At 70.2% G+C, this 23849-nt stretch carries 19 protein-coding genes; 6 read left to right on the forward strand and 13 right to left on the reverse strand.

What is annotated here, in order from left to right:
• Nucleotides 1-90 precede the first annotated feature (90 nt).
• The 4 genes from FJ694_RS18635 to FJ694_RS18650 all read right to left on the reverse strand — a co-directional run bounded on the left by FJ694_RS18635 (nt 91) and on the right by FJ694_RS18650 (nt 7284).
• Nucleotides 91-1149 carry a 3-oxoacyl-[acyl-carrier-protein] synthase III C-terminal domain-containing protein gene (locus FJ694_RS18635; protein ID WP_157268793.1) on the reverse strand — a complete coding sequence of 353 codons (1059 nt, stop codon included), beginning with the start codon at nt 1147-1149 and terminating at the stop codon, nt 91-93.
• Between the two features lie 281 nt (nt 1150-1430).
• Nucleotides 1431-4532 carry an efflux RND transporter permease subunit gene (locus FJ694_RS18640; RefSeq protein ID WP_157268795.1) on the reverse strand — a complete coding sequence of 1034 codons (3102 nt, stop codon included), beginning with the start codon at nt 4530-4532 and terminating at the stop codon, nt 1431-1433.
• The gene (locus FJ694_RS18645) at nt 4529-5674 is read right to left on the reverse strand and encodes an efflux RND transporter periplasmic adaptor subunit (protein WP_157268797.1); all 1146 of its coding nucleotides are present in this window, start codon (nt 5672-5674) and stop codon (nt 4529-4531) included. Before FJ694_RS18645 ends, FJ694_RS18640 begins: the two co-directional genes overlap by 4 nt.
• Before the next feature lie 5 nt (nt 5675-5679).
• Nucleotides 5680-7284 (reverse strand): efflux transporter outer membrane subunit, encoded by a 1605-nt coding sequence (locus FJ694_RS18650; RefSeq protein ID WP_310735053.1) that lies wholly within the window; start codon nt 7282-7284, stop codon nt 5680-5682.
• Between the two features lie 127 nt (nt 7285-7411).
• On the opposite strand from FJ694_RS18650, the gene FJ694_RS18655 reads away from it, so the two are divergent.
• From FJ694_RS18655 to FJ694_RS18665, 3 genes are all read left to right on the forward strand, one after another.
• Nucleotides 7412-8032 carry a TetR/AcrR family transcriptional regulator gene (locus FJ694_RS18655; RefSeq protein WP_157268801.1) on the forward strand — a complete coding sequence of 207 codons (621 nt, stop codon included), beginning with the start codon at nt 7412-7414 and terminating at the stop codon, nt 8030-8032.
• 598 nt (nt 8033-8630) lie between these two features.
• Complete coding sequence (locus tag FJ694_RS18660; RefSeq protein ID WP_232540113.1) at nt 8631-9458, forward strand: ParA family protein; 828 nt, start codon at nt 8631-8633, stop codon at nt 9456-9458.
• A complete protein-coding gene (locus FJ694_RS18665) occupies nt 9458-10531 on the forward strand; it encodes a ParB/RepB/Spo0J family partition protein (RefSeq protein ID WP_157268805.1) in 1074 nt (357 codons plus the stop codon). Before FJ694_RS18660 ends, FJ694_RS18665 begins: the two co-directional genes overlap by 1 nt.
• A 167-nt stretch (nt 10532-10698) precedes the next feature.
• On the opposite strand, the gene FJ694_RS18670 is transcribed toward FJ694_RS18665, so the two are convergent.
• A complete protein-coding gene (locus FJ694_RS18670) occupies nt 10699-12180 on the reverse strand; it encodes a replication initiation protein (RefSeq protein WP_157268807.1) in 1482 nt (493 codons plus the stop codon).
• A gap of 1062 nt (nt 12181-13242) precedes the next feature.
• On the opposite strand from FJ694_RS18670, the gene arsC reads away from it, so the two are divergent.
• The 3 genes from arsC to FJ694_RS18685 are packed head-to-tail and all read left to right on the forward strand — an operon-like array spanning nt 13243 to nt 14713.
• The gene (gene arsC, locus FJ694_RS18675) at nt 13243-13668 is read left to right on the forward strand and encodes an arsenate reductase (glutaredoxin) (RefSeq protein ID WP_157268809.1); all 426 of its coding nucleotides are present in this window, start codon (nt 13243-13245) and stop codon (nt 13666-13668) included.
• A gap of 5 nt (nt 13669-13673) precedes the next feature.
• Nucleotides 13674-14525, forward strand: a complete 852-nt coding sequence (locus FJ694_RS18680) for a PhzF family protein (protein WP_157268811.1) — start codon at nt 13674-13676, stop codon at nt 14523-14525.
• A gap of 26 nt (nt 14526-14551) precedes the next feature.
• Entirely contained in the window at nt 14552-14713 is a 162-nt protein-coding gene (locus tag FJ694_RS18685) for a hypothetical protein (protein ID WP_232540111.1), read from the forward strand.
• A gap of 25 nt (nt 14714-14738) precedes the next feature.
• Here FJ694_RS18685 and FJ694_RS18690 read toward each other — a convergent pair whose 3' ends face one another.
• The 8 genes from FJ694_RS18690 to FJ694_RS18725 form a co-directional block, all read right to left on the reverse strand.
• Nucleotides 14739-16055 carry a dihydrolipoamide acetyltransferase family protein gene (locus tag FJ694_RS18690; RefSeq protein WP_157268812.1) on the reverse strand — a complete coding sequence of 439 codons (1317 nt, stop codon included), beginning with the start codon at nt 16053-16055 and terminating at the stop codon, nt 14739-14741.
• A 2-nt stretch (nt 16056-16057) separates the two neighbouring features.
• On the reverse strand, nt 16058-17062 hold the full coding sequence (locus tag FJ694_RS18695) for an alpha-ketoacid dehydrogenase subunit beta (protein WP_198320902.1): 1005 nt from the start codon (nt 17060-17062) through the stop codon (nt 16058-16060).
• Nucleotides 17063-17072: 10 nt separating this feature from the next.
• Nucleotides 17073-18347 carry a 3-methyl-2-oxobutanoate dehydrogenase (2-methylpropanoyl-transferring) subunit alpha gene (locus tag FJ694_RS18700; RefSeq protein WP_157268816.1) on the reverse strand — a complete coding sequence of 425 codons (1275 nt, stop codon included), beginning with the start codon at nt 18345-18347 and terminating at the stop codon, nt 17073-17075.
• A 428-nt stretch (nt 18348-18775) separates the two neighbouring features.
• Nucleotides 18776-19522 (reverse strand): endonuclease/exonuclease/phosphatase family protein, encoded by a 747-nt coding sequence (locus FJ694_RS18705; protein ID WP_157268817.1) that lies wholly within the window; start codon nt 19520-19522, stop codon nt 18776-18778.
• A gap of 113 nt (nt 19523-19635) precedes the next feature.
• On the reverse strand, nt 19636-20157 hold the full coding sequence (locus FJ694_RS18710) for an ATP-binding cassette domain-containing protein (RefSeq protein WP_157268819.1): 522 nt from the start codon (nt 20155-20157) through the stop codon (nt 19636-19638).
• Between the two features lie 30 nt (nt 20158-20187).
• Entirely contained in the window at nt 20188-21069 is an 882-nt protein-coding gene (kynA, locus tag FJ694_RS18715) for a tryptophan 2,3-dioxygenase (protein ID WP_157268821.1), read from the reverse strand.
• A gap of 37 nt (nt 21070-21106) precedes the next feature.
• Nucleotides 21107-22387: a kynureninase gene (gene kynU, locus FJ694_RS18720; protein ID WP_157268823.1), complete on the reverse strand. Its 1281-nt coding sequence runs from the start codon at nt 22385-22387 to the stop codon at nt 21107-21109.
• Nucleotides 22388-22403: 16 nt separating this feature from the next.
• Nucleotides 22404-23801, reverse strand: coding sequence for a M20 family metallopeptidase (locus FJ694_RS18725; protein ID WP_157268825.1), 1398 nt, complete (start codon nt 23799-23801; stop codon nt 22404-22406).
• Between the last annotated feature and the right edge of the window lie 48 nt (nt 23802-23849).

Below are 23849 nucleotides of genomic sequence, written 5' to 3' on the forward strand. Positions count from 1 at the left end.
CCCGCACCAGGTCGCGGCGCGACCGGATTGCCGCCGGATCGTGGGCCGGCAGATGGTCGAGGGTTTCCGCAGCCACCACCCGGCGCATCGTCAGCCGACCTCCAGCAGCGCACCGTGGCAACTGAATCCCGCGCCGAACGACGACAGCCACCACCAGCCGGGGGCGGCCGCGTCGGCCAGGGCCGCCTCGAGCACGAAGTAGACGAAGGCGCTCGACAGGTTGCCGTACTCGCGCAGCATCGCGGCGCTGTAGCGCAGGTCGCCAGGCTGCAGTTCGAGCCGTTGTTCCAGCGCCTGCAGCACGTCGCGCCCGCCGGCATGCATGACCCAGGTGCCGATGCTGTCGGCGCGCAAGCCGCGCGGCTCGAGCACCGTCTGCAGCACGCGCTGCGCATGTTCTGCCGCGAGGGCCGGCACGGCGCGCGTCAGGATGTTGCGCAGCATGCCGCCGCGTTGCTCGAACATCAGCGCGGCTCGCTGCGCCGGCTCCATCAACGAGGCGCCGGCCCGCCACGCGATGCGCCGCCCGTGCTGCGACGCGCGCCGCGACAGCACCGCCGCACCGGCGCCGTCGCCGAACAGGCAGGCACTGATCATCACGCCCGGATCGTTGTCGAGGTACATCGCCGCACTGCAGACCTCGACACAGACGGAGAGCACGTGCTCGCAGCCTGGCGAGGACAGCAGGGCCTCGCCCAGCATCAGGTTCGGCAGCGCCGCGGCGCAACCCTGGCCGACGAGATCGAAGGCCCGCACGTCGTGGCGCAGGCCGATGCGCTCGGCCACGTAGCCGGAGAGTCCCGGGCACAGGTAGCCGGTGCACGTGCTGACCACCAGCGCATCGATCTGAGCGGCTTCCACTCTGGCCTGGGCCAGCGCGCGCTCGGCCGCCTGCGCGGCCAACTGCGGCGCGTGGCCCAGGAAGCGGCTCGCCAGCGTGTCCGGATCGATGGCAAAGACCTCGTCGAGGGCATCGACGGCCAGATGCCGCGTGTCGATGCCGTTGTCGCGCTGGAGCACCGTGGTGGCGACGAAGTGGGCGCGAGCGTCCAGGCGATCGAACCAGGCTGAACTCCGGAAGGCGGCCAGGCACTCCGCCTTCGTGTAGCGACCCGCGGGCGTCGCAGTGCCGATTCCGACGATGTGCACGGCTTTCGAGGCTCCTGATCACGGTGCCGACCGATCGCGACACCAGCGGGCCACCCATGGCAATTGATGCGCCTACCCCGGGGCACCAGGCGTGGGGGTACGCCGCCGTGGACGAAGGACAGGCGCACGTCTCGCTCGTGGCTGACCCAGCCCGCGGGAAGGGGCCAGCCCGGTCAACGAGCCTTTCCCGTAGCCTCGGGAGCTCGCCCAACCATTTGCGCGTGCATCGAAGACGGTTGGCCATGACGCATGCGGCCCGCCCATTTCGGGCACGCCGGCGGTCAGGCCGGCGTGGCCTCAATGGCGGGCCCACGGGTGCCGGTTGGGCCTGCGGCCTCGCGCCGTACGCCAAACCAGGCCGCATACAGCGCCGGGACGACCATCAGCGTCAGCGCCGTGGCCACGACGAGCCCGCCCATGATCGACATGGCCATCGGTCCCCAGAAGATGCTGCGCGTGAGGGGGATCATGGCCAGGATGGCCGCTGCCGCCGTGAGCACCACCGGGCGGGCACGGCGCACCGTGGCCTCGACGATCGCTGCCCACGGCGCGCTGCCGCTGGCGATGTCGCGGTCGATCTGGTCCACCAGGATCACCGCGTTGCGCATGATCATCCCGCCCAGCGCGATCACGCCCAGCAACGCCACGAAGCCGAAGGGCGCATTGAAGGCCAGCAGCGCCGGCACGACGCCGATCAGTCCCAGGGGCGCCGTCAGGAGCACCAGCGCCACGCGGCTGAAGCTCTGCAGCTGCAGCATGAGGACCAGCAGCGTTACCGCGAGCATGGCCGGGAACACGGCAAACAAGGCACGGTTGCTCTTGTTGCTTTCCTCGATCGCGCCGCCCTGCTCGATGCGGTAGCCCGGCGGCAGGCCGTCCAGCACGGTCCGCAGCGTGGGCCAGATCTGCTGCGTGGCATGGGGGCCCTGCACGCCGTCGGCCAGGTCGCTGCGCACGGACAGCGTCATGTCGCGGTTGCGGCGCCACAGCACGGGCTCTTCCCAGCCGGGCTCCAGCCGCGCCACCTGCGACAGCGGCACGCTCTCGCCGGTGCGGGTGAAGAGGGGCAGGTCCTGCAGCTGCTGCAGCACGCGGCGCTCGCCGGGCACGGCGCGCACCACCACGTCCACGAGCTCCTCGCCGCGGCGCAGCTGCGCCACCGGCGCGCCGGAGAGCGCCGTCTGCACCGTGGCCGAGATCTCCTGCGTGCTCAGGCCCAGCAGCTGGGCGCGGTCCTGGTCCACCTCCAGGCGCAGGCTGCGCACCTGCTCGTTCCACTCCAGGTGCGTGTCGCGCACCAGCGGGCTTTGCCGCACCAGGTCGCGCACGCGCTCGGCGATGCGGCGCACTTCGGCCACGTCGGGCCCGATCACGCGGAACTGCACCGGGTAGCCCACCGGTGGCCCGAACTCCAGGCGCTGCACGCGGCCACGCAGGTCGGGAAAGGTTTCGCCCGCATCGAAGACGGCGCGCAGCCGCTCGCGCACGGCCTCGCGCGCCGCGATGCTGCCGGTCTGCACCACGAGCTGTGCGTAGCCCGGGTTGGGCAGCTCCGGCGACAGGCTCAGGAAGAAGCGCGGCGTGCCCGCGCCGGTGTAGGCGGTGAAGCCCTGCACGTCGGCATCGGCCTTCAGCAGGGCCTCCACGCGCCGGACCTGCGCCTGCGTGGCGGCGAAGGAGGCGCCATCGCGCAGCTGCAGGTCCACCAGCAGCTCGGTGCGCGAGGCGGTGGGGAAGAACTGCTGCTGCACCAGGCCCATGCCTGCACCCGCGGCCAGGAACAGCGCCAGCGTGCCGCCCAGCACCCAGCCGCGATGCGCCACGGCGCCTTCCACGCCGCGGCGCAGCCGTGCATGGAACGGCCCCTCGTGCCCGCTGCCCGCGTGCCTGGCCTTGATGACGCCGGGCAGCAGCTTCACGCCCAGGTAGGGCGTGAACAGCACGGCCACCACCCACGAGGCCAGCAGCGCCACGCCCACCACCCAGAAGATGCCGCCGGCGTACTGGCCGGAGATGGAGTGCGCGAAACCCACCGGCATGAAACCGGCCACCGTCACCAGGGTGCCGGTGAGCATGGGCCAGGCGGTGGAGGTCCAGGCGAAGCCGGCGGCGCTGGCGCGGTCCCAGCCTTCCTCGATCTTCACCACCATCATCTCCACGGCAATGATGGCGTCGTCCACCAGCAGGCCCAGGGCGATGATCAGCGCGCCCAGGGAAATGCGGTCCAGGGGCCAGCCGCACCCATGCATGACGATGGCCACGATGCCCAGCACCAGCGGCACCGAGGCGGCCACCACCACGCCGCTGCGCCAGCCCAGCGCCACGAAGCACACCGCCAGCACGATGGCCAGCGCCTCCAGGAACGCGCGCTCGAACTCCCACACCGCGTCCGTCACCACCTGGGGCTGGTCGGCGTACTTCTCCAGCGTCACGCCCAGCGGCAGGGACGGCGCCAGCGCGGACGTCGCCGCGTCCAGCGCGCGGCCCATGTCCACCACGTTAGCCTGGCGCGAGAGCACCAGACCCAGCGCCAGCACGGGCTCGCCGTTGCGGCGCACGGTGAACGAGGGCGGGTCCTCCAGCCCCGCGCGCACCGTGGCCACGTCGCCCACGCGCAACAGCCGCCCGCCCACGGCAATCGGCAGCGCCGCGACCTGCGCCGCGCCGCCCGGCGCGCCGCCGACGCGCACCACGGCGCGATCCGCGGCGCCGTCCACCGCCCCTGCGGGCAGCAGCACGCTCTGGCGCGCCAGTGCGTCCATGAGCGCCTGCGGCGTCAACCCCATGGCGGCCAGGCGGCGGCCGGAGAACTCGACATGCACCTGCTCGGCCTGGCGGCCCAGCACGTCCACCTTCACCACGCCGGGCACGGCCTGCAGCCTGCGCTTGACCTCCTCGGCCAGCGCCTGCTGCTCGGCCACGCTCAGGTCCGGCGCGGCCAGGGCGTAGAGCAGCCCATAGACGTCGGTGAATTCGTCGTTGAAGAAGGGCCCGCGCACCCCCTCGGGCAGCTCGTGGCGGATGTCGCCCACTTTCTTGCGGGCCTGGTACCAGGCGGCGTCGAGGCCGGCCTGGTGGGTGCCGCCCTGCATCCACAGCGTGATGCCGCCAAAGCCTTGGCGCGCGAAGCTGCGCACGTGGTCCAGGCCTTCGAGCTCCTGCAGCGCGCGCTCCAGGCGGTTGAGCACCTGGTCCTGCACCTGCTGCGCGCTCGCGCCGGGCCAGGCCACGGTCACGGTCATGCTCGGCACCGCGAACACCGGGTCTTCCAGCCGGCCCAGCCGCGTGAAGGAAAACGCACCGGCGATCAGCGTGGACAGCAGCAGGAACAGCACCAGCGGGCGGTGCGCCACCGCCCAGGCGGAGAGGTTGAAGCGCTTCATGGCGTCACCTGCGCGGTGGCGCCGATCGGCTGCGGCCCGGGCAGCGCCGCATCCAGCGGGCGCTTGACCGGGCGCACGGCCATGCCGGCGTCGAGCCGGTGCGCGCCGGCGCTGACCACCCACGCCCCTTCGGGCAGGCCGCGCAGCGTCACGCTGTCGTTGCCCTGCGCCACCACCGTGACGGGCCGGCGCGCGAGCCGGGCCGGCGTGGCGGCCGGGTCTTGCACCACCCACACCGTGGCCTGGCCCTGCGTGCTCAGCAGCGCGCCCACAGGCAGCTCGGCCACGGGCTCGGCCCCCCCGCGCGGCGCGGCCAGTGCGACCTCCGCCGTCATGCCCATGCGCCAGTCCGCGGGCGCCGGGGCCGTGAGGGCATAGCGGGCGCGGAAGCTGCGCGTGGCGGCAGCGGCCGTGGGGGCCAGCTCGCGCAGGCGCAGCGGCCGGGCCGCGCCGTCGGCCAACCGCACCGTGGCGGCACGCTCGCGCAGGCCAGCGGCCAGCGCCTCCGGCACGTCCACCACCACTTCCAGCTCGCGGTCGCGGGCCAGCTGGAACACCGGCTGGCCCTCGGACACCACCTGTCCCACCTCCGCGCGCGTGGCGGTCACGACGCCGTCGAAGGGCGCGGCCAGCACCGTGTAGCCGCTGCGGTTGCGGGCCAGGTCCAGCTGGCGCCGCGCCTGCGCCGCGCGCGCCGCGGCCGCGTCGGCCTTGGCCTGCAGCCGTTCCTGGTCGGCGGCGCCCACGCCGCCGTCGGCCAGCAGCCGGGCAAAGCGCGCGGCATCGGAGGCCGATTGCGCGGCATCCACCTCGGCGGCACGCAGCTGCTGCGCGGCAGCCTCGACGCCCAGCTCGTAGTCGGCCGCATCGAGCCGCGCCAGCGGCTGGCCGGCCCGCACGGCCTGTCCCACCTCCACCAGCCGCGCGGTGAGCTTGCCGCCGGTGCGAAAGCCCAGGTCGCTCTCATGCCGTGCAGCCAGGGTGGCGCTGAAGCGGCGCTCGGCGGCCACTGCCGCGTACTTCACCGGGGTGACGTATACGGCCGGCACCACGGGCACAGGCGGGGCGGGCCGGGAGCAGGCGGACAGCAGCAGGGGCAGCACCAGGGCGGTCGCCAGCGGGTGCGCAATCAAGGTCTTCATGGTCGTCACAGGCTGGGAGTTGCAGAGGAAGCGGCGGCCGTGCCGGGGTCGGCCACCTGCCAGGCGCCGCCCAGGGCGCGGTACAGCTGCACGGCGTCGAGTGCCAGCTGCGTGCGGTGCTCGACATGCGCAAGCTCGGCGGCGATGAGGCCGCGCTGCACGTCCAGCAGCTGCAGCAGGTCGATCTGCCCTTCGCGCCGCAGCGCCCGGGCATGGTCCAGCGCGGCGCGGCGCTCGCGCACCAGGGCATCGAGCAACGCAGCCCGTTCACGCTCCTGCGCCAGCGCCACCAGCGCGCTCTCCACTTCCTGCAGCGCGGCCAGCGCGGCACGTTCATAGGCCAGCGCCGCCGCGCGCTCGCGTGACGACGCCCGCTCCTGCGCCGCCCGAAGCCGCCCGGCGTTGAACAGCGGCGCCGTGAAGGCCAGCGCCACGCTACGCAGGCCCACGGGCGCCAGGTCCAGGCCGTTGATGCGCAGGTCCTGGCGGCCCAGCACGGCGCCGAGGAAGAGCTTGGGCAGCAGGTCCGCCCGCGCTTCGCGCAGCCGCGCCCCCTCGGCCGCGAGCTGGCGCTCGGCGGCACGCAGGTCGGGGCGCCGCGCCAGCAGTTGCACGGGTTGGCCCGGCGCCAGGGCCGGCACCGCAGGCAGTGCGGGCGGGCCGGCCCCATCCAGCAGCGCCAGCGGCCGGCCCGGATTGCGGCCCAGCAGCACGGCGATCTGGTGCCCGGTCGTGGCCACCAGGGTGCGCAGCGGCGGCAGCTGTGCCGCGAGGGACTGCGTTTCGGCTGCGGCGCGGGCGACGTCAAAGCGGCTGGCCACGCCTTCGGCGGCGCGGCTGCGGGTGAGCCGTTCGGTCTCGGCCTGGGTCTGCAGCAGCGCCTGCAACCGCTCCAGCCGGGCGCGGGCACCTTGCCAGACGAGGTACAGGCGCGCCGCCTCGCCCGCAGCCAGCAGCCGGGCGCCCTCGGCGCCTTCGGCAGCAGCCTGGGCGTCCAGCTCGGCCGCGTCGGCCGCGGCGCGGGCGGCCCCGAAGAGGTCGACTTCCCAGCCCAGGTCCAGTCCCGCGCGCAGCGCACGCACGTCGGGCTGGCCGCGCTTGACCTCCTGCGGCAGCCCGCTGCGCTCGTCTGACGCACTGGCGTTGAGGCTCACGCCGGGCGCCAGGCGCGACGCCGCCGCCGTGCTGCCCGCCCGCGCCTGCTGCACCCGCTCGGCAGCGATGCGCAGGTCCAGGTTGCCGTGCTGCGCCTCGGACACCAGCGCGGCCAGCGTGGCGTCGTCGAACACCTCCCACCACCGGGCATCGAAGGCGGCCGAGGCCTCACTGGCATGCCGGAAGGCCGGCGTGACCAACGTGCCCGGCCCACGTTCTGGCGGCACGGGGGCCCCGCCAGCGCAACCGGACAACAGCAGCGACCCCGCCAAGGCGGCGCAGGCGCCGCCATGCATCGCCACCCCAAGGCGCTTCCGGACAGCATCTCCCCGCACCGGGTCCGATGCGCGCGTGGCGGCCCAGCTTCGCCACCAGCCCGGCAGGCGCGGCGACGCAGACAAGGAAAGCACGGGTGATTTCATGGCAACAGGCAGCTTGTAGACGGTGTCAACCATGATGCATGACTAAAGTTGACACTGTCAACGTGGTGGTGGCGGCGACGTTGCCGTGTTGCAGGCAAGAGCCGGCCGTGGCGAGGGTGCGGCGCGTCGGCGCGTTGCACCGTGCTGCGAGAATCCGGACATGCCGAACACGCGACTCGAAGCCGAGGCCACTGTCGATCTGAAGGAGGCTTGCGTGCGCGCGGCACGCGAGGTGATTGCCGAGCACGGCATTGAGCAGTTGAGCCTGCGCGAGGTGTCGCGCAAGCTGGGCGTGTCGCACCAGGCGCCGTACAAGCACTACCCCAGCCGCGACCACCTGCTGGCGGAAGTGATGCGCCGCTGCTTCCAGGACTTCACCGTCGCGCTGGACGCGCGTCCGCGCCATGCGGACCCGGTGGCCGATCTGGAGTCCCTGGGCCGCCAGTACCTGGCTTATGCCGCGGCGCATGCGCTGGAGTACCGACTGATGTTCGGCACGCCCTGGCCGGAAGGCGCCGACCACCCCGAGCTGGCACACGATGCGCTGCATGCGTTCGACGTGTTGCGCGGCGTGCTGCGCCGCTTGTATGGCGGGGGCGAGGCGCAGCGCGCCCAGGTGGACCGGCATGCCATGTTCATCTGGTCCACGGTGCACGGGCTGGCTTCGATACGCCAGGCTTGCGCCATGGAACACCTGCAACTGGCTCCGGGCGTGGACCCAGACCAGATCGCCACGCATGCGCTGCACATGATTGAACGTGCACTGCGCGCAAACCGCTGAGCCGCAACCGTCATCGGCCTGGTTGCAGGCACATCCCGGGTTGCATCACACCAGTCCCTGGTGCGACGGCAAGGGCTCGGCAGCGTGCGCTGCGGCTGCGTACCTTCATCGGTTGCCCGCTCACCGGTGCCGTGCCGTCAACGGCGCGTGTGCTATCGCGCCTTTTCCAGAAAACGCGGATGTACCGCCACGGACAGCGACGGCAACCGTCGCACGGCTCGTCACGTCGAGTGCCTTTCCCACGGCAACTTCAATCACATGTATTGATAAGCGCAATTATCAGCAAAGACAAAAATTGCGGAGATCGACCGCCACGACGACTGGACGACGGACGTTTCACGGTGCGACAGGCACTTGCCCACGCCGAGCCATGCCCGGCGGCCAGGCACGGCGCGCTCGCGCCGGTTCCCTCGTCCATGCAGCCGCTGTCCGTGCCGGGAATGTGCGCTTTCGGGCCCATGGCCGCAGGCGTGATGCGGATCCGTGCCTTTCAAGGGCGTTGAGTTTTTCGGTTCCGAAAAACGGGAAGCTGTATGAGTTGCACAACCGTCTTGGAATTCTTATTAAATCAACAGCCATAGCGCCCTACACTGTCGCGATGACAAGAGCAGCGTCCAGGATCGTCACGGTTTTCAACTCAAAGGGAGGTGCCGGCAAGTCCAGGTTGTGCCTGGGACTGGCGGACGTGCTGCACAGCCATGGGGTTCGGGTGCTGATCATCGACTCGGACCCTGAACAAGCCACGTGCGCAAAGATGACGCGCCCGACAGCGCCGAGTTCGAAGTTTCCGGTTGAAGGCGTTGTCCTGCGCATGAGGATGGCGGCTGGTCCGGGTGGTGCCCTGGTACCGGACCTGGACGGCTACCTGGCCGACGTGCAAGCACTGGCCGCAGGCTATGACGTCGTGCTGATCGACCTGCCCGCCCGCACGGAAGCGCCTGAACAACTGGCTGCCATCATCGGTGCAGACCTGGTGCTCATACCGTCCAAGCTCGATGGCAGTGATCTGGATGCGCTGCAGGACCAGGCCATTCCCAAGCTGAATCTCTGCCTGGACGAGATCGCCCGCTTGCAGAAGCAGGTCAGCCCCGACGAGCCGGAGCGGTTGCCCGACATCGCCATCGTGCCCATGGACGCCCAGCTGCAGTTCAACGTCGAGAAGATCGGCCTGGAGCGGCTGCACCGCATTGCCCAGGAGAACGATTACCTGCAGGTGCCCGTCACGCACACCGTGGTGCCGAACTCGGTGGCGCTGAAGGAGTTGACTACCTTGATGACCAGCATCTCCAAGACCGCCACGAAGAAGGTTGCTCGCGATGCTGTCCTGGATGCACTGCGCAACGTGGCGCTGGAGGTGCGGCTGCTCGACGCCATGCATCCGCCCAAGCGCAAGGTCCGCAAGAACCTGAAGGAAGGAGTGGCGTGATGGCGTCCTCGCTCGACAAGCTCCGCAACGGTGCCGCAGTCCGGGGGACACCGGCCGGCGCCGCGACGCCGGCCCGGCCGCGGCTCGGATCGCTCAACGGCAGCGTCAATCCCAACCTGCTGGCTGCTCCGGTGGTGGTGGCCGGCGTGCCGGAGCCCGTCCCCGCCGTTGCCTTGCATCTGGCGGCGAGCGCCGGTCCGGCCGTTGCCACGACAGGGGCAATCATCCAGGTACCGCTGGAGCAGTGTGTCGAAGGCCGCGACAACTGGCGCTACTTCTACAGCCCGCGCAAGATGGCGGAACTCGAAGATGAGCTGCGGCGAGACGGTCAACTCGAGCCGGCGCAGGCCTTTCAGCGCAAGGAAGACGGCAAGTTCGAACTGCTTGGCGGCAACCGGCGTCTGCGCGCGGCCCGCCAGATTGCGCTGCCCTACCTCAAGGTACTCGTCGTTGAGGAACCTGCGACGCCCGAGCTGCGTGCCCGCCTGAGCCGCAAGCTCAACGGTGCACGGGCAGACACGACGATCCTGGATGACGCCATGCGCTGGCGTGCCGCGTGTGCGAGTGGGCAGTTTGCTTCCCAAGGCGCGGTGGCCGAGTTTTACGGCGTTCCGCAAAGCCGTGTTTCCAAGACCATCGCCATAGCCGAGCTGCCTGAAACGCTGCTTGAGGCAATCGTTGAGCTGCCCGGCTGGCACAAGCTCGGCAAGCTCTACCCGCTGGTTCAGCTGTTCAAGTTGTGGACAGAGCGCGGTGCCGATGCTGTCGACCGAGCCTTGAAGCTGGTACGCGACCATGAGGACGGCCTGGGAGAGGAAAGGCTCCTTGGCATGGTGGAGGAGTTGAAGGGCCGGTCCAGGGCCCGGCCGCCGGGTCAACGGGCCACACCGGCGCGGGTCCTGCTGACATGCCCGGCCGGAGGAGGGGGCGCCGTGAAGCTGTTCGAAGCCGAGAGAAAGGTCGAGCTGCAGGTCAAGGACGTTCCGGCCCCCGTGCTGACACGCCTCTACGAGGAACTGACCAGGACCGCGAAAGCCGTGCTCGACGCTGCGCCGGCCGAGGGCAGCGACTAGTCCATCTGTCCGGCGGATCAGCCGGCGCGAACGGAAGATCCGGGTTTTCGGAATCCGAAAAATGCCGCTTCGGCGCAGGGCAAGGGCCAGGCACACAGCCTTATAGGATTCCGAAAAACTGTTGCCGGCCCCGCCTCGTCACCGCGCCACGCCGTCCGGCTCACACCTCAAGCCCCGAACAGGCCGGCCTGGGAAGAGGTAGCCGGGCTCTCACTGCCGGACCTGGCCATCCTGGCGAGCGTGTTGAGCACGTGGACGCCAAACGCCACCCGGAGGGCGGCGACGGACTCCAGCTCCTGTGCCGTAACCGGTGTCTTCTCGCGCTTGAGCCGAGCCTGAACCGCGCGGAACAGCACCGTGCGGGAAAACGAGGAGCGCAGACGAGCCTGCTCCTCCTTGCCCATGCCTTGGTAGGCCTGGAAGCCTTGCTCGCCCCGTCGCGTGAATTCGGGGCTTTGTTCCGTCGTCCCGGCTTGTTCCGAAACCTTGGCAGCCGCTGCGGGGCTCGCTTGGCCACGACGCTTGACGGCCCGCTTCACCGGGTCGGCCAACCCGGGCGAAGGAAGCGGCGCCGAGGGGAGTGCCACCGCATCCTGTACCAGTTCCGCTGTCGGGATGGTCCACTGCTCCTGCAACGCCCGCATGAACAGCTTGCCTGGTGCATGGATCGGCTTCTTGCTCTTGGCCATACGGTGGCGCACGAAGGCTATGGCCGATTCGATGCGGGAAGGCGTGTACTCGTTGGAGCAATGGATGATGTGCTCGATGTCCGACGTACCGAGACCGAACTCGCCGCGCAGGGTGTCGTACAACGTCTTGCGGGACGCCGTCTGGGTGAGCGACTGAATCAGCAGGCCTTCCTGTTCACGCAAGGTGAAGCGCAGATGCGTGATCTTCTTGGAACCGGGGGAGGACCTCGTCTCGTAGTCGATGAACAGGTCCGTGAGCCGGTTGATCTCGTCTCGGGCCTTCTCCAGGACGCGAAGCTTGAACCACTTGAATTCCGCGAGGTAGTCGCTGGATTCGACCCCGACCCAACGATGCACCTCCTGCAGTTCGAACCATGAGGTCGGCGAGCCTCTGAAAGCCACGGCCTTGAGGTTCTCGTACAGGGCATGCGCGTACTGCGAACTGAAGGCCGCCGTCGTGCGCAACGAAAGGAAGGTGTAGCCGCGCGGGTCCTTGTGGAGCCTGCGGATGGCTTCGTCGAACTTGAAGAACACGCGGCCATTGGCGATACCCAGCGTGCCCACCAGGGGAATGGAAACGAATTCGCGCGCAACCTGGCGACCTTCGACCCGTTCCCGTTCCACGCGGATCCTGAAGCGTTGACCCTCGGTCATCGCGTCTTCCAGGTGCTTGTGATTCCGGCTCTCGTAGTTCAGCAGGAACTTGAACAGGGCCAAATCGACGTCGAAGTCCAGCACCTCGACCGGCGCACCGGCGGCCAGAAAGTTCATGACATTCAGGCAGCGCCGGCCCAGCAAGCTCATCTTGCCGACGTCGATGAGGATGTTGTGCTTGCGAAACTGGAGATCCCGCTGCGCGTCGGCAATGGTTGCGCTGGAGCCCTTGCGGCCCACGGTCTCCTCGAAGAGCGCCAACGCGTATTGCTTGCCATCATCGACACTGGTCAGGGATGAGGACATGTCGTCTCAAACGGCAAGGCGCGAAGTGAAAAACGGCTGCAGCGTAGCGACCAAGGTTGCAGTGGTCAACAAGGTGTTGCAACCTTCACGTCAACCCAGCGTCGGCGCCGCTCCCGCACGCACTCACAAGAACTGCAACCTTCCGCTGTGGACAAGTCAGCTAACCTGTTGCCGCTAATGGGAAATTCCCGGAATCGCACAGAAACTGCAACCTTGCACAAAGAGCGCAACCTTGCTGCCCAAAAAGTGCACCTTTGCTGCACAAGGAGCGCTACCTTGCTCATCACAAAAAGCGCAACCTTCAGCACAAATACTGCAACCTTCAGCACAAAAACCGCAACCTTCTCGACTATAAGCCGTTGATTTAAAAGACTTTTTCTCGCTCTAATGCTTGCTGGCTTAAAGCTTTTAAAGCTTGCTGGCAAAGGCGTGACGAAGGAAAGGCAGATCGTCCGGTCCGGTGGCTGTCTTGCAGGGGCCCAGCAGAGCATCCGACACAAAAAGTGCAACCTTCCGACGACAGCCGAAAGGAGGCGCTTGAGGCAACCGGCAACGTCAGGCGTCTGGAGCCGCGGTACAGGCCGGGGAACCGCGCCGTTTTGGCCGATTCATCGAAACTCCTGTACGGGTCCAGCGCCCGAGGCCGTTCTCCGGAACACCTGTGTGCCGCTCAAGCACCTCTCCTTGAGTTCCGGTCCAAGCCGTGCAGGACAAGGTTGCAGTTTTTGTGTGGCTTGCAGGAAGGCACATAGCAGCACGGAACCTCACCCGGCGTGGCACCGCAAGGTTGCGGTTTTTGTGTTCCGGGCTGATCAGCTCTGGAGCTCCAGCTCGCCCAGTGTTCGGTTCGCTGGGTGACCGGCCTATGTCCGCGCCTTGCAGCGCCGCCCATGGCGGCGCTGCACAGCGGCGCCGGCGTGGCAAGTCAGCAGGCATACGGTTGCGTCACGACTCTCCTGCTTGACCAGCCGCCGCTGCCGGTGTCCGGCGAGGTCCGGCGCGAGCCGCGGGGCGGCCACCTGCCGCGAAAGTAGGCGCAGTGCGCCCGGCGATACTCGCCACATGAGCAGCAACGTCACCATCTTCCACAACCCGGCCTGCGGCACCTCGCGCAACGTGCTCGCGCTCATCCGCCATGCCGGCATCGAGCCCACCGTCGTCGAGTACCTGAAGACGCCGCCGACCAAGGAGCAGCTGCGCGAGCTGGTGGCCGCCACGGGCCAGAGCGTGCGGGCGCTGCTGCGCGAGAAGGGCACGCCCTACGCGGAGCTTGGCCTGGGCGACCCGGCGTGGAGCGACGACCAGTTGCTGGACTTCATCCAGCAGCATCCGATCCTCATGAACCGCCCGCTGGTCGTGACGCCGCTGGGCACCAGGCTGTGCCGGCCGTCCGAGGCGGTGCTGGAGTTGTTGCCCGTGGGCCCGCTGCCGCCTTTCACCAAGTCCGATGGCGAGGTCGTGCACGACAGCGGTGCGCGGCGCGGCTGAGGGCCATGCGTTCGCGCCCCTTCGCGCAGGTTGACGTCTTCACCGCCACGCCCTGCCTCGGCAACCCGCTGGCCGTGGTACTGGACGGGCAAGGCCTGGATGCGGCCGCCATGCAGCGCTTCACCGACTGGACCAACCTGTCGGAAGCCACCTTCGTGCTGCCGCCCACGATGCCCGGGGCGGACTACGCGCTGCGCATCTTCTGTCCCGGGCGTGAGCTGCCGTTCGCGGGCCATCCCACGCTGGGCAGCTGCCACGCCTGGCTGGCCGCGGGCGGGCAGCCCAAGGGCGCGGACATCGTGCAGGAGTGCGGCGCGGGGCTGGTGCGCATCCGCCGCAGCGGCCGCCAACTGGCCTTCGCCGCGCCGGCGCTGCGGCGCAGCGGCGCGCTGGACGAGGCCGACGTGCAGCACCTTTGCCGGGGCCTGGGGCTGAGCCGCGCGGACGTCGCGGCGCATGCCTGGTGCGACAACGGCCCGGGCTGGCGCGCCTTGCTGCTGAAGTCGGCGGAGGCGGTGCTGGCGCTGCGGCCCGACCCGGCGCTGCTCAAGGATCTGGACATCGGCGTGGTGGGGCCGCATGCCCGCGGCCAGGGGCCCGATGGCTGCGCTTTCGAGGTGCGCGCCTTCTTTCCCGGCCACGGCGGTACGCTGGCCGAGGACCCGGTCACGGGCAGCCTCAATGCCGCGCTGGCGCAATGGCTCATCGGCGCGGGGCTGGCTCCTGAAAGCTATGTCGCCAGCCAGGGCACGGCACTGGGCCGCGCCGGGCGCGTGCACGTGCAGCGCGACGCGCAGGGCGCGGTGTGGGTCGGCGGCGAAACCATCGGCTGCATCAGCGGGACCGTGCTGCTGTAGCGGCCCGGTGACCAGGACGTGGCTGCGTGCCCGCCGACCGGCTCGCGGGCGCGGCACTGGTCAACGACCGGTGGCTGGTGCTGACGCCGCACATCGGCTCGGCCACCGAGGAAGCGCGGCGCGCCATGGCAGAGAACGTCGTCGATCCGCTGGCGCGCCACTTCGGGTTGCAGTCCCCGAGACGCTGAGCATGGGGACGGGCCGTGCGCGGCCTCAACCGGCGAACAGCAGCGCCGGCTGTTCCAGCATGCCGCGGATGGACTGCACGAAGCGCGCTGCGTCGATGCCGTCGATGACGCGGTGGTCGAACGACGACGACAGGTTCATCGCCAGCCGCGGCACGACCAGGCCGCCGCGCAGTGCCGGCCGCTCGACGATGCGGTTGACGCCCACAATGGCCACCTCCGGGTGGTTGATGACCGGCGTGGAAGCGATGCCGCCCAGCGCCCCGAGACTGGTCAGCGTGATGGTCGAGCCGCTGAGCTCGTCGCGGGTCACACGCCCGGCGCGCGAGGCTTCGGCCAGGCGAGCGACCTCGCCGGCGATCGCCCACAGGTCCAGCGCCTCGGCGTGGCGCAGCACCGGCACCATCAGCCCATGCGCGGTCTGCGTCGCGACGCCCAGGTGCACCGCGCCATGGCGCGTGATTACGCCAGCCTCGTCATCGAAGCGCGCGTTGAGATGCGGGAACTCGGCGCAGGCCAGCACGATGGCACGCGCCATGAATGCCAGCAGCGTCAGCCGCGGCCGCTGGCCGTCCCATTTCGCGTTCAGCGCGGCACGCAGGGCCTCGACCTCGGTGACGTCGATCTCCTCGACGTAGCTGAAGTGCGGAATGCGCCGCTTGGCTTCCTGCATCTTCATCGCGATGCGCCGGCGCAGCCCGATCACGGGCACGGCCTCGGTGTCGTCGCGCGGCGCGCCTGCGCTGCGCGGTACCGCGGCCGGCGCCCCGGGTGGCTGGCGGCCATGGCGTGCCAGGTGCGCATCGAGGTCAGCGTGGACGATGCGGCCGGCGGTGCCGCTGGGCCGCACGTCCTTGAGCTCGATGCCGAGCTCCCAGGCCCGGCGCCGCACGGCCGGGGAGGCGATCGGGCGGTCGTCGCGAGGCATCGCAGCCGGGGCCTCGCCCGTCCCAACCGCTTCATCCCGAGCGCTGGCCCTGGACTGCCTTGCAGCTGAAGGTGGCGGTGGCGGTGGCGGTGGCCTGCGGGGCTCGGCCGGCGGCTGGTCGGCCGGCGCGCCGCCGGCCGCGGGCAACCGGTCCGCGACGCCTGCTGCCTCGCCCGCCGCGTCCTCGAAGCGCACCAGCACCGAGCCCACCGCCAGCAACTGCCCGACCTCGCCGCCGAGCGCGGCGATGCGGCCCGAGGCCGGCGACGGGATCTCGATCGAGGCCTTGTCGGTCATCAGCGTGGCGAGCGCCTGGTCCTCGGCGACTTCGTCGCCCGGCTTCACGTGCCACTCGACGACCTCGACCTCGGCGATGCCTTCGCCGACGTCGGGCACCTTCACGACGCGTGCGGCCATGTTCAATCCTCCATCACGCGGCGCAGCGCGGCGGCCACGCGCGCGGGACCCGGGAAGTAAGCCCACTCGAGCGCATGCGGGTAAGGCGTGTCCCAGCCGGTGACGCGCTCGATGGGCGCCTCCAGGTGGTAGAAGCAATGCTCCTGCACCAGCGCGAGCAGCTCCGCGCCGAAGCCGCTGGTGCGCGTGGCCTCGTGCACGACGACGCAGCGCCGCGTCTTCTTCACCGACTCGACGATGGCCGGCAGGTCCAGCGGCCAGAGGCTGCGCAGGTCGATGATCTCGGCATCGACGCCGCTCTCGGCCACGGCCGCTTCGGCCACGAAGACCATCGTGCCGTAGGCCAGCACGGTCACGTCCCGCCCGGGGCGCGCCACCGCCGCCGTCTCCAGCGGCAGCGTGTAGTAGCCCTCGGGCACCTCGCTGGCCGGGTGCTTCGACCACGGCACGACCGGCTGGTCGGCATGGCCGTCGAAGGGCCCGTTGTAGAGCCGCTTGGGCTCCAGGAAGATGACCGGGTCGTCGCACTCGATGGACGCGATCAGCAGCCCCTTGGCGTCATAGGGCGTGGACGGCATCACGGTGCGGATGCCGCAGACATGCGTGAACAGCGCTTCCGGGCTCTGGCTGTGCGTCTGGCCACCGTAGATGCCGCCGCCGCAGGGCATGCGGATCGTGATCGGCGCCGTGAAGTCGCCGGCCGAGCGGTAGCGCAGCCGTGCCGCCTCGGACACGATCTGGTCCGAGGCCGGGTAGAAATAGTCGGCGAACTGCACCTCGACCACCGGCCGCAGCCCGTAGGCGCCCATGCCGACCGCCACGCCCACCAGCCCGCCTTCGGAGATCGGCGCATCGAAGACGCGCGAGCGGCCGTGCCGGGCCTGCAGCCCCTCGGTGCAGCGGAACACGCCGCCGAAGTAGCCCACGTCCTCGCCGAAGACCACGACGTTCGGGTCGCGTTCGAGCATCACGTCCATGGCCGAGCGCAGCGCCTGGATCATCGTCATGCGCGCCATCTCAGGTTTCCTCCCGGCCGGCGCGGCGGGCGGCCTCGGCCTCGCGCGCCTGGCGCATCTGGTCGCGCAGGTGCTGCGGCATGGCCGCGTAGACGTCCTCGAACATCGACTCCAGCGGCGGGATGTGGCCGTCGAGCAGCGTGCCGTGGCATTCCGCCTCCTTCTGCGCCGCGGCGACTTCCGCCTCCAGGGCCTTGCGCGTGCGCTCATGCTCTTCGTCGCTCCAGGCACCCAGCGCGACCAGGTGGCGCTTGAGCCGCTCGATCGGGTCTCCCAGCGGGAAATGTTCCCAGTCGTCGGCGGGCCGGTAGCGCGACGGGTCGTCGGAGGTCGAATGGGCGCCGGCGCGGTAGGTCACCCACTCGATCAGCGTCGGGCCGAGGTTGCTGCGCGCCCGCTCGGCGGCCCAGCGCGAGGCCGCCAGCACCGCCAGGAAATCGTTGCCGTCCACGCGCAGGCTGGCGATGCCGCAACCGACGCCGCGCGCGGCAAAGGTTGTCGCCTCGCCGCCGGCAATGGCCTGGAAGCTCGAAATCGCCCACTGGTTGTTGACGACGTTGAGGATCACCGGCGCGCGGTAGACGTGGGCGAAGGTCAGCGCGGTGTGGAAGTCGGCCTCGGCGGTGGCGCCGTCGCCGATCCAGCCCGAGGCGATCTTCGTGTCGCCCTTGATGGCCGAGGCCATGCCCCAGCCCACGGCCTGGATGAACTGCGTGGCCAGGTTGCCCGAGATCGTGAAGAAGCCGGCGCGCTTGTACGAGTACATCACCGGCAGCTGGCGGCCCTTCATCGGGTCGCGCTCGTTGCTCATGAGCTGGCACATCAGCTCGGCCATCGGTATGTCGTCGCGCGCCAGCAGCAGGCCCTGCTGGCGATAGGTCGGGAAGCACATGTCGCCCGGCTCCAGCGCCAGCGCATGCGCCGTGGCGATGGCTTCCTCGCCGAGGCACTGCATGTAGAAGGAGATCTTCTTCTGGCGCTGCGCGGTCAGCATCCTGGCGTCGAAGGCGCGGGTGCGCAGCATGGCCACGAGTCCGCGCCGCAGCAGCGCGGGCTCGGCCGCGGGCGCCCAGGGGCCGACCGCGCGGCCATCGTCGTCGAGCACGCGCACCAGCGCGTCGCTCAGGTCCGCCGTGTCGGCCGGTGCGACGTCGATCGGTGGCAGGCGCGCGGCGCCGGCGGGAAACAGGTGCAGGTACGAGAAGTCGGTGTGCTGCCCGGGGCGCCCGCTGGGCTCCGGGACGTGCAGGCGCAGCGGCTCACGCGGTCTCTTCATCATCCGCAGGCTCCTTCGGCGCGATGCTGTCGCGCGGGACGTGCCTTGCAGCGTAGCGAAAACCGCAGTGCAGCAACGAGCCGGTGAACGCGGGAGGTTTCGCTCTCGTTCAGCACCGGGCACGGGCCGCTTGACAACATACGGGCCGCCGTCTGTCAGCTCTTCACTGCTCGCCTTGCCGAGTGTGGCCGTCCGTTCGGGGTGAATGCAGGAGTGCTTCAGGCCATGGGGCTGTCCCGGCTTGGCCAAGGCGCAGGCGGTGGCGGGAACGTTGGGTTGTCATGGTTGTTTCGGGTATGTTGTATTTCGTGCCGCTGGCGCGGCGGGACGCCCGGGAGCGACATGCGCGGCCGCGCCCACGCATGGCTGCGGGCGCAACTTTTGGGGTGCCATGACGGCCGCGCCGCCCGTGCGGCAGGCAGGCTGGCTCAGGCCCAGGACAGCTCGACCACGACGCCGTCGCGCTCGCTCATGCGATGACCATCGACCACGCCCGGCACGGTCTCGAGCCGGACGTTGAGCCCGGGCACGTCCGTGAACGCCACGTGATCCACGCTGGCGCGCCGGCCGTCGTGGGCCTGGGCGTGGACCTCCAGGCGCTCGGCGGCCGTGAGGCATTTCAGTCCCGCATCCGCCAGGCCTTGCAGGATGGCCTGGCGCGGGTCCACGGTGCCGTAGTGGGCGGCAGTGTCCAGGCTGGCGTTGAAGTCGCCCGCCACGCACAGCAGGTGGTCGGCGTATTCCTGGCGCAGGCGCAACCATTCGGCACGCTGGCGCTGCACGGTGGCGTGGTGGCGCTGCCAGGCCAGCCCCTGGCGCTGCACCGCGCCGCCGCGGGCATGCGTCATGGCGGTGCCATACACCAGCACCGGCCGGTCCAGGGCCGGCGGATGCAGCCGCACCGCGACGGTTGACGTGGGGTCCTCAGTCACGACGGGTTCCAGCGCGTGCCGGGACCAGACGATGACGCGATGCTCGCCGGCGTGCTGGAACTCGACACCGGGTACGGCACGGCAGGCATGGCCTTGTGCCGGCACGTTGGCGGCGTGACCGTCGGTCAGGATCCACAGGTCCACGTCCAGACGACGCAGCACCGCGAGTTGTCCGGGGATGCGGGTACGGTGAAATGCGCCGGAGCGCCCGAGGTTCCAGGTGCCGATCCGCAAGGATGCCAACGTCGTCTCTCCTTCCCGGTTTTCGTCCCGCCCGTCAGCAGCGGGTACGCATCGCAAGACACAAGACAGTGCCTGGATGCTGCAGAGCAAGCCTCGAACCCTGCCCTGTCCGTTCACCCCAGCCGGATGATGCGCCGCCAGGGCAGCCCGCCGTCGGCCTCGTAGTCGGCCACGACCCAGGTACGCGCCGGATGGTCGGCCTGGTCAAGCAGGAAGCCGCGGACCACCCGGATCGAAGCCATGTCCAGCGCCGCGTAGGGCTGGTCCAGGCAGGTCAGCGCGGTGCCGGCCGCCAGCAGCCCCGCCAGCGCCACCTTGCGGCGCGTGCCCGTGGACAGCATCGACAGCGTCTTGCCCAGGTGCGGCTGCAGCCGCAGTGCCTGCGCCAGCTCCTGCGACAGTGCCGCGTTCCAGCGCGGACAGAGCGCGGCCAGTTCTGCCCAAACCTGTTCCGGCGTGCGCCCGTCAAGCCCGGGCAGGCTCAAATCCAGCCACAGGGCGTCACGCTCCGGCTCGGGTGACGCCGTTCCGGCTGCATCCAGGCAGCCCGCCAGCTCGCGCAGGCAGCGGGTCTTTCCGGTGCCTTCGTCGCCCACCACGGCAACCAGGCCCGCAGGCAATGGAAGATCGATCATGGCCCGCATTGTGCGGCGCGGGCCCCTGTCTCAAAGCTCGGTGCGCAGCTGCCAGATCTCCGGGAACAGCACCACGTCGAGCATCTTGCGCAGGTAGCCCACGCCCGAAGTGCCCCCGGTGCCGGTCTTGAAGCCGATGACGCGCTGCACCGTGCTCACGTGGCGGAAGCGCCAGAGGCGGAACGCGTCCTCGATGTCGGTGAGCTCCTCGCCGAGCTGGTACAGGTCCCAGTGCCGCTCGGGCTGGCGGTACACCTCCAGCCAGGCTTCCTTGACGGTTTCATTCGCCTCGTAGGGCTGCGTCCAGTCGCGCTGCAGGTGGCTTGCCGGAATGGCAAAACCGCGGCGCGCCAGCAGGCGCAGCGCCTCGTCGTACAGCGACGGCGCCTCGAAGGCCGCCTTCACCATCTCGAAGCGCTCCGGGTGGTGCCGGTGCGGCCCCAGCATGGCCGCGTTCTTGTTGCCCAGGCTGAACTCGATGCAGCGGTACTGGAAGCTCTGGAAGCCGCTGGAGTTGGCCAGGAAGCTGCGCATGGCGCTGTACTCCGGCGGCGTCATGGTGGCCAGCACGTCCCAGGCGTTGAGCAGCTGCTCGAAGATGCGCGAGGCGCGCGCCAGCATCTTGAATGCGGGCGCCAGGTCGTCGCGCGCCACGTGCGCGGTGGCCGCGTGCAGCTCGTGCAGCAGCAGCTTCATCCACAGCTCGCTGGTCTGGTGCTGCACGATGAACAGCATCTCGTCATGCGCCGGCGACAGCGGGTGCTGCGCGCCCAGCACGGCGTCGAGGTGCAGGTAGTCGCCATAGCTCATGTCCTTCGAGAAGTCGAGCTTGGCGCGCTCCTCGGTGACGATGGCGGCAGGGGTCGAAGCCGGCGCAGCGGCCGGATTGTCGGGGTGGGCGCGGGGGCACATGAGGCGGTTCTCGCTTGCGGTAAGTGCTGGGCCGGGCTCAGGTCACGGCGGCGGCACGGTTGAAGCGCTCCTGGCGCCACTCGCCGCTCTCCAGCACCTGCACCAGGTGCTCGACGGCATCCCACACGTCCACGTGGCGCAGGTACAGCGGCGTGAGGCCGAAGCGCAGCAGCCCCGGCGCGCGGAAGTCGCCCACGACGCCGCGCGCGATCAGCGCCTGGACGATGGCATAGCCGCCCTCTTCGCGGATCAGGCTGACCTGGCTGCCGCGCTCGGCATGCGCGCGCGGCGTCTGCACGCTCAGGCCGTGGCCGGCGCAGCGCTGCTCGACCAGCGCGATGAACAGGTCCGTGAGCGCCAGCGATTTGCGGCGCAGCGCCGCCATGCCGCCGAAGGGCTCGCTGGCCAGCACCGAATCGACGCCGCATTCCAGCGCGGCCAGGGCAATGGCCGAGGGCGTGCCGCACAGGAACTGCGTGATGCCCGCCGCGCCGCGGTACTGCGTGCTGAACTCGAAAGGCGCGGCATGGCCCATCCAGCCCGACAGCGGCTGGTCCACGCGCAGCGCCTGCATGCGCTGCGCGTGGCGTTCGTGCATCCACACGAAGGCCGGCGCGCCGGGGCCGCCGTTGAGGTATTTGTAGCCGCAACCGATGGCGAAATCCGCGTTGCTGCCGCGCAGGTCCACCGGCACGGCGCCGGCCGAGTGCGCCAGGTCCCATACCACCAGCGCGCCGGCGCGCTGCGCGGCGGCCGTCACGGCGGCCATGTCGTGCTGGCGCCCGGTGCGGTAGTTCACCTGCGTGAGCATGAGCACGGCCAGCGAGCCGTCCAGCTGCGCCGCGATCTCGTCGGCGCCCACCAGCCGCAGCTCGAAGCCATGCTGCTGCGCCAGGCTCTGGGCGATGTAGAGGTCGGTCGGGAAATTCTCGCGCTCGGAGACGATGACGCGGCGCCCGGGCGCGGCTTCGGCCTGCACCATCTGCAGCGCCACGCTGAGCACCTTGTACAGGTTCAGCGAGGTCGAGTCCGCGGCGATCACCTCGCCCGGCCCCGCGCCGATGAGCCGGGCGATCTTGTCGCCCACCGTTTGCGGCCGGTGGATCCAGCCGGCCTTGTTCCAGCTCTGGATCAGGTCGCGGCCCCATTCGTCCTCGACCACCTCGCGCAGCTTCGCGGCAGTGGCGCGCGGCAGCACGCCCAGCGAGTTGCCGTCGAGGTAGATCTGGCCTTCGGGCAGCTCGAACAGCTCGCGCAGCGGCGCCAGGGCGTCGGCGGCATCCAGTGCCAGGCAGTGGTCTCGGGTCAGCGTGGTCATGTGTCTTGTCTCCAGTTCAGCCCAGCGCCGCGCGCGCCTCGGCCTCGCCCAGGTCCCAGAACAGGCCGGCCATGGCCTGCAGCGCCTCGCGCGCGACGCTGCCGAGCAGGTGCTCGTCGGGCGCATGCTGCGCGCTGGCCGGATACGAGTGCGGCACCCACAGCGTGGGCAGGCCCAGGTCCCTGGCGAAGATGTCGTTGGGCAGCGTGCCGCCCAGGTTGGGCAGCAGCGCCGGCGCCTTGCCGGTGCTGCGCTCGATCGAGCCCAGCGCCAGCCGCACCCACGCATTGTCCGGATCGAGCCGCGTGGCTTCCATGCGCGGGCCATTGGGCAGCACTTCCACGTCGGAGAAGCCGTGGGCGTCGAGGTGGGCGCGGATGTGCTCCAGGAAACGGTCGCTGTCGCTGCCCACCACGTAGCGGATCTGGCAATTGGCATGGGCCTGGCCCGGGATGGCGTTGACGGGCGCGTCGGGATTGCCGGTCTTGAAGGCCAGCACTTCGAGGCTGTTCCAGCCGATGACGCGCTCGGTGGGCGAGAGGCCCGGCTCGCCCCAGCCGGCATCGATTTCCGGATCGTCCGCGCCGCCGCCGACCTCGATGCCGCGCAGCGCCGCGCGCACGTTGGCCGGCAGCTCCTTCGGCACCAGCGCGCGCGCCGTGATGCGGCCGCGCGCATCGACCAGCGAGGCGATGGCATGCGCCAGCCGGATGCCGGGGTTGCTCAGCAGCCCGCCCCAGTTGCCCGAGTGGTAGGCGCCGGGACGCAGCTGCACGCGCAGGTCGAAGTTGACGCCGCCGCGCGAGCCCAGGAACAGCGTCGGGCGCTCCGCCGCCACGCGCGGCCCGTCGGAAGCCAGGAACAGGTCCGCGCGCAGCGCCCGTGCATGCTCGCGGCACACCTCGCGCAGGCCCGGCGAGCCGGTTTCCTCGCCCATCTCGACGAGGAGCAGCAGGTCGTAGCCCAGGCGCCCTTGGCGCGCCGCCAGCACCTGCTCCAGCGCGACGAGATTGATGCAGTGCTGCCCCTTGTTGTCGGCCGTGCCGCGGCCATACCAGCGGTCGCCGCGGACGGTGAGCTGCCACGGGTCCAGCCCGTCGCGCCACTGGCCGGCCTGACCGCGCACCACGTCGCCATGGCCGTAGCTCAGCAGCGTGAATGCGGCGCCGGGCTCGCGCCGCTCGGCCAGCATGAAGGCGTGGCCGCCGGGCACCGGGTTGTCGAGCCGCCGACACGTGAAGCCCAGGCTTTCAAGCCGCGGCTGCAGGAACTCGTCGAGGTAGGCCTGCAGCACCGGCGCCTGCGCCGGGTTCTGGCTCTCGGTGGCGTAGGCCACGCCCTGGGCCAGCAGCGCCTCGAAGCGGCCGTCGTCGAAGGCGTGTCGGGCGCCGTCCAGGGCTTGGGCTCGGGTCATGGGTCAGCGTCTCTCGGTGGTCCGGGCCGGCAGCATAGGCACCGAGGC

The sequence above is a fragment of the Azohydromonas aeria genome, from assembly GCF_009760915.1.
Taxonomy (GTDB): domain Bacteria; phylum Pseudomonadota; class Gammaproteobacteria; order Burkholderiales; family Burkholderiaceae_C; genus Azohydromonas; species Azohydromonas aeria.

Coding starts and splice junctions, on each gene's coding strand:
- FJ694_RS18640 (WP_157268795.1), bottom strand. CDS start 4,532: ATGAAGCGCTTCAACCTCTCCGCCTGGGCGGTGGCGCACCGCCCGCTG.
- FJ694_RS18645 (WP_157268797.1), bottom strand. CDS start 5,674: ATGAAGACCTTGATTGCGCACCCGCTGGCGACCGCCCTGGTGCTGCCC.
- FJ694_RS18650 (WP_310735053.1), bottom strand. CDS start 7,284: ATGGTTGACACCGTCTACAAGCTGCCTGTTGCCATGAAATCACCCGTG.
- FJ694_RS18655 (WP_157268801.1), top strand. CDS start 7,412: ATGCCGAACACGCGACTCGAAGCCGAGGCCACTGTCGATCTGAAGGAG.
- FJ694_RS18660 (WP_232540113.1), top strand. CDS start 8,631: ATGACAAGAGCAGCGTCCAGGATCGTCACGGTTTTCAACTCAAAGGGA.
- FJ694_RS18665 (WP_157268805.1), top strand. CDS start 9,458: ATGGCGTCCTCGCTCGACAAGCTCCGCAACGGTGCCGCAGTCCGGGGG.
- FJ694_RS18670 (WP_157268807.1), bottom strand. CDS start 12,180: ATGTCCTCATCCCTGACCAGTGTCGATGATGGCAAGCAATACGCGTTG.
- arsC (WP_157268809.1), top strand. CDS start 13,243: ATGAGCAGCAACGTCACCATCTTCCACAACCCGGCCTGCGGCACCTCG.
- FJ694_RS18680 (WP_157268811.1), top strand. CDS start 13,674: ATGCGTTCGCGCCCCTTCGCGCAGGTTGACGTCTTCACCGCCACGCCC.
- FJ694_RS18690 (WP_157268812.1), bottom strand. CDS start 16,055: ATGGCCGCACGCGTCGTGAAGGTGCCCGACGTCGGCGAAGGCATCGCC.
- FJ694_RS18695 (WP_198320902.1), bottom strand. CDS start 17,062: ATGACGATGATCCAGGCGCTGCGCTCGGCCATGGACGTGATGCTCGAA.
- FJ694_RS18700 (WP_157268816.1), bottom strand. CDS start 18,347: ATGAAGAGACCGCGTGAGCCGCTGCGCCTGCACGTCCCGGAGCCCAGC.
- FJ694_RS18710 (WP_157268819.1), bottom strand. CDS start 20,157: ATGATCGATCTTCCATTGCCTGCGGGCCTGGTTGCCGTGGTGGGCGAC.
- kynA (WP_157268821.1), bottom strand. CDS start 21,069: ATGTGCCCCCGCGCCCACCCCGACAATCCGGCCGCTGCGCCGGCTTCG.
- kynU (WP_157268823.1), bottom strand. CDS start 22,387: ATGACCACGCTGACCCGAGACCACTGCCTGGCACTGGATGCCGCCGAC.
- FJ694_RS18725 (WP_157268825.1), bottom strand. CDS start 23,801: ATGACCCGAGCCCAAGCCCTGGACGGCGCCCGACACGCCTTCGACGAC.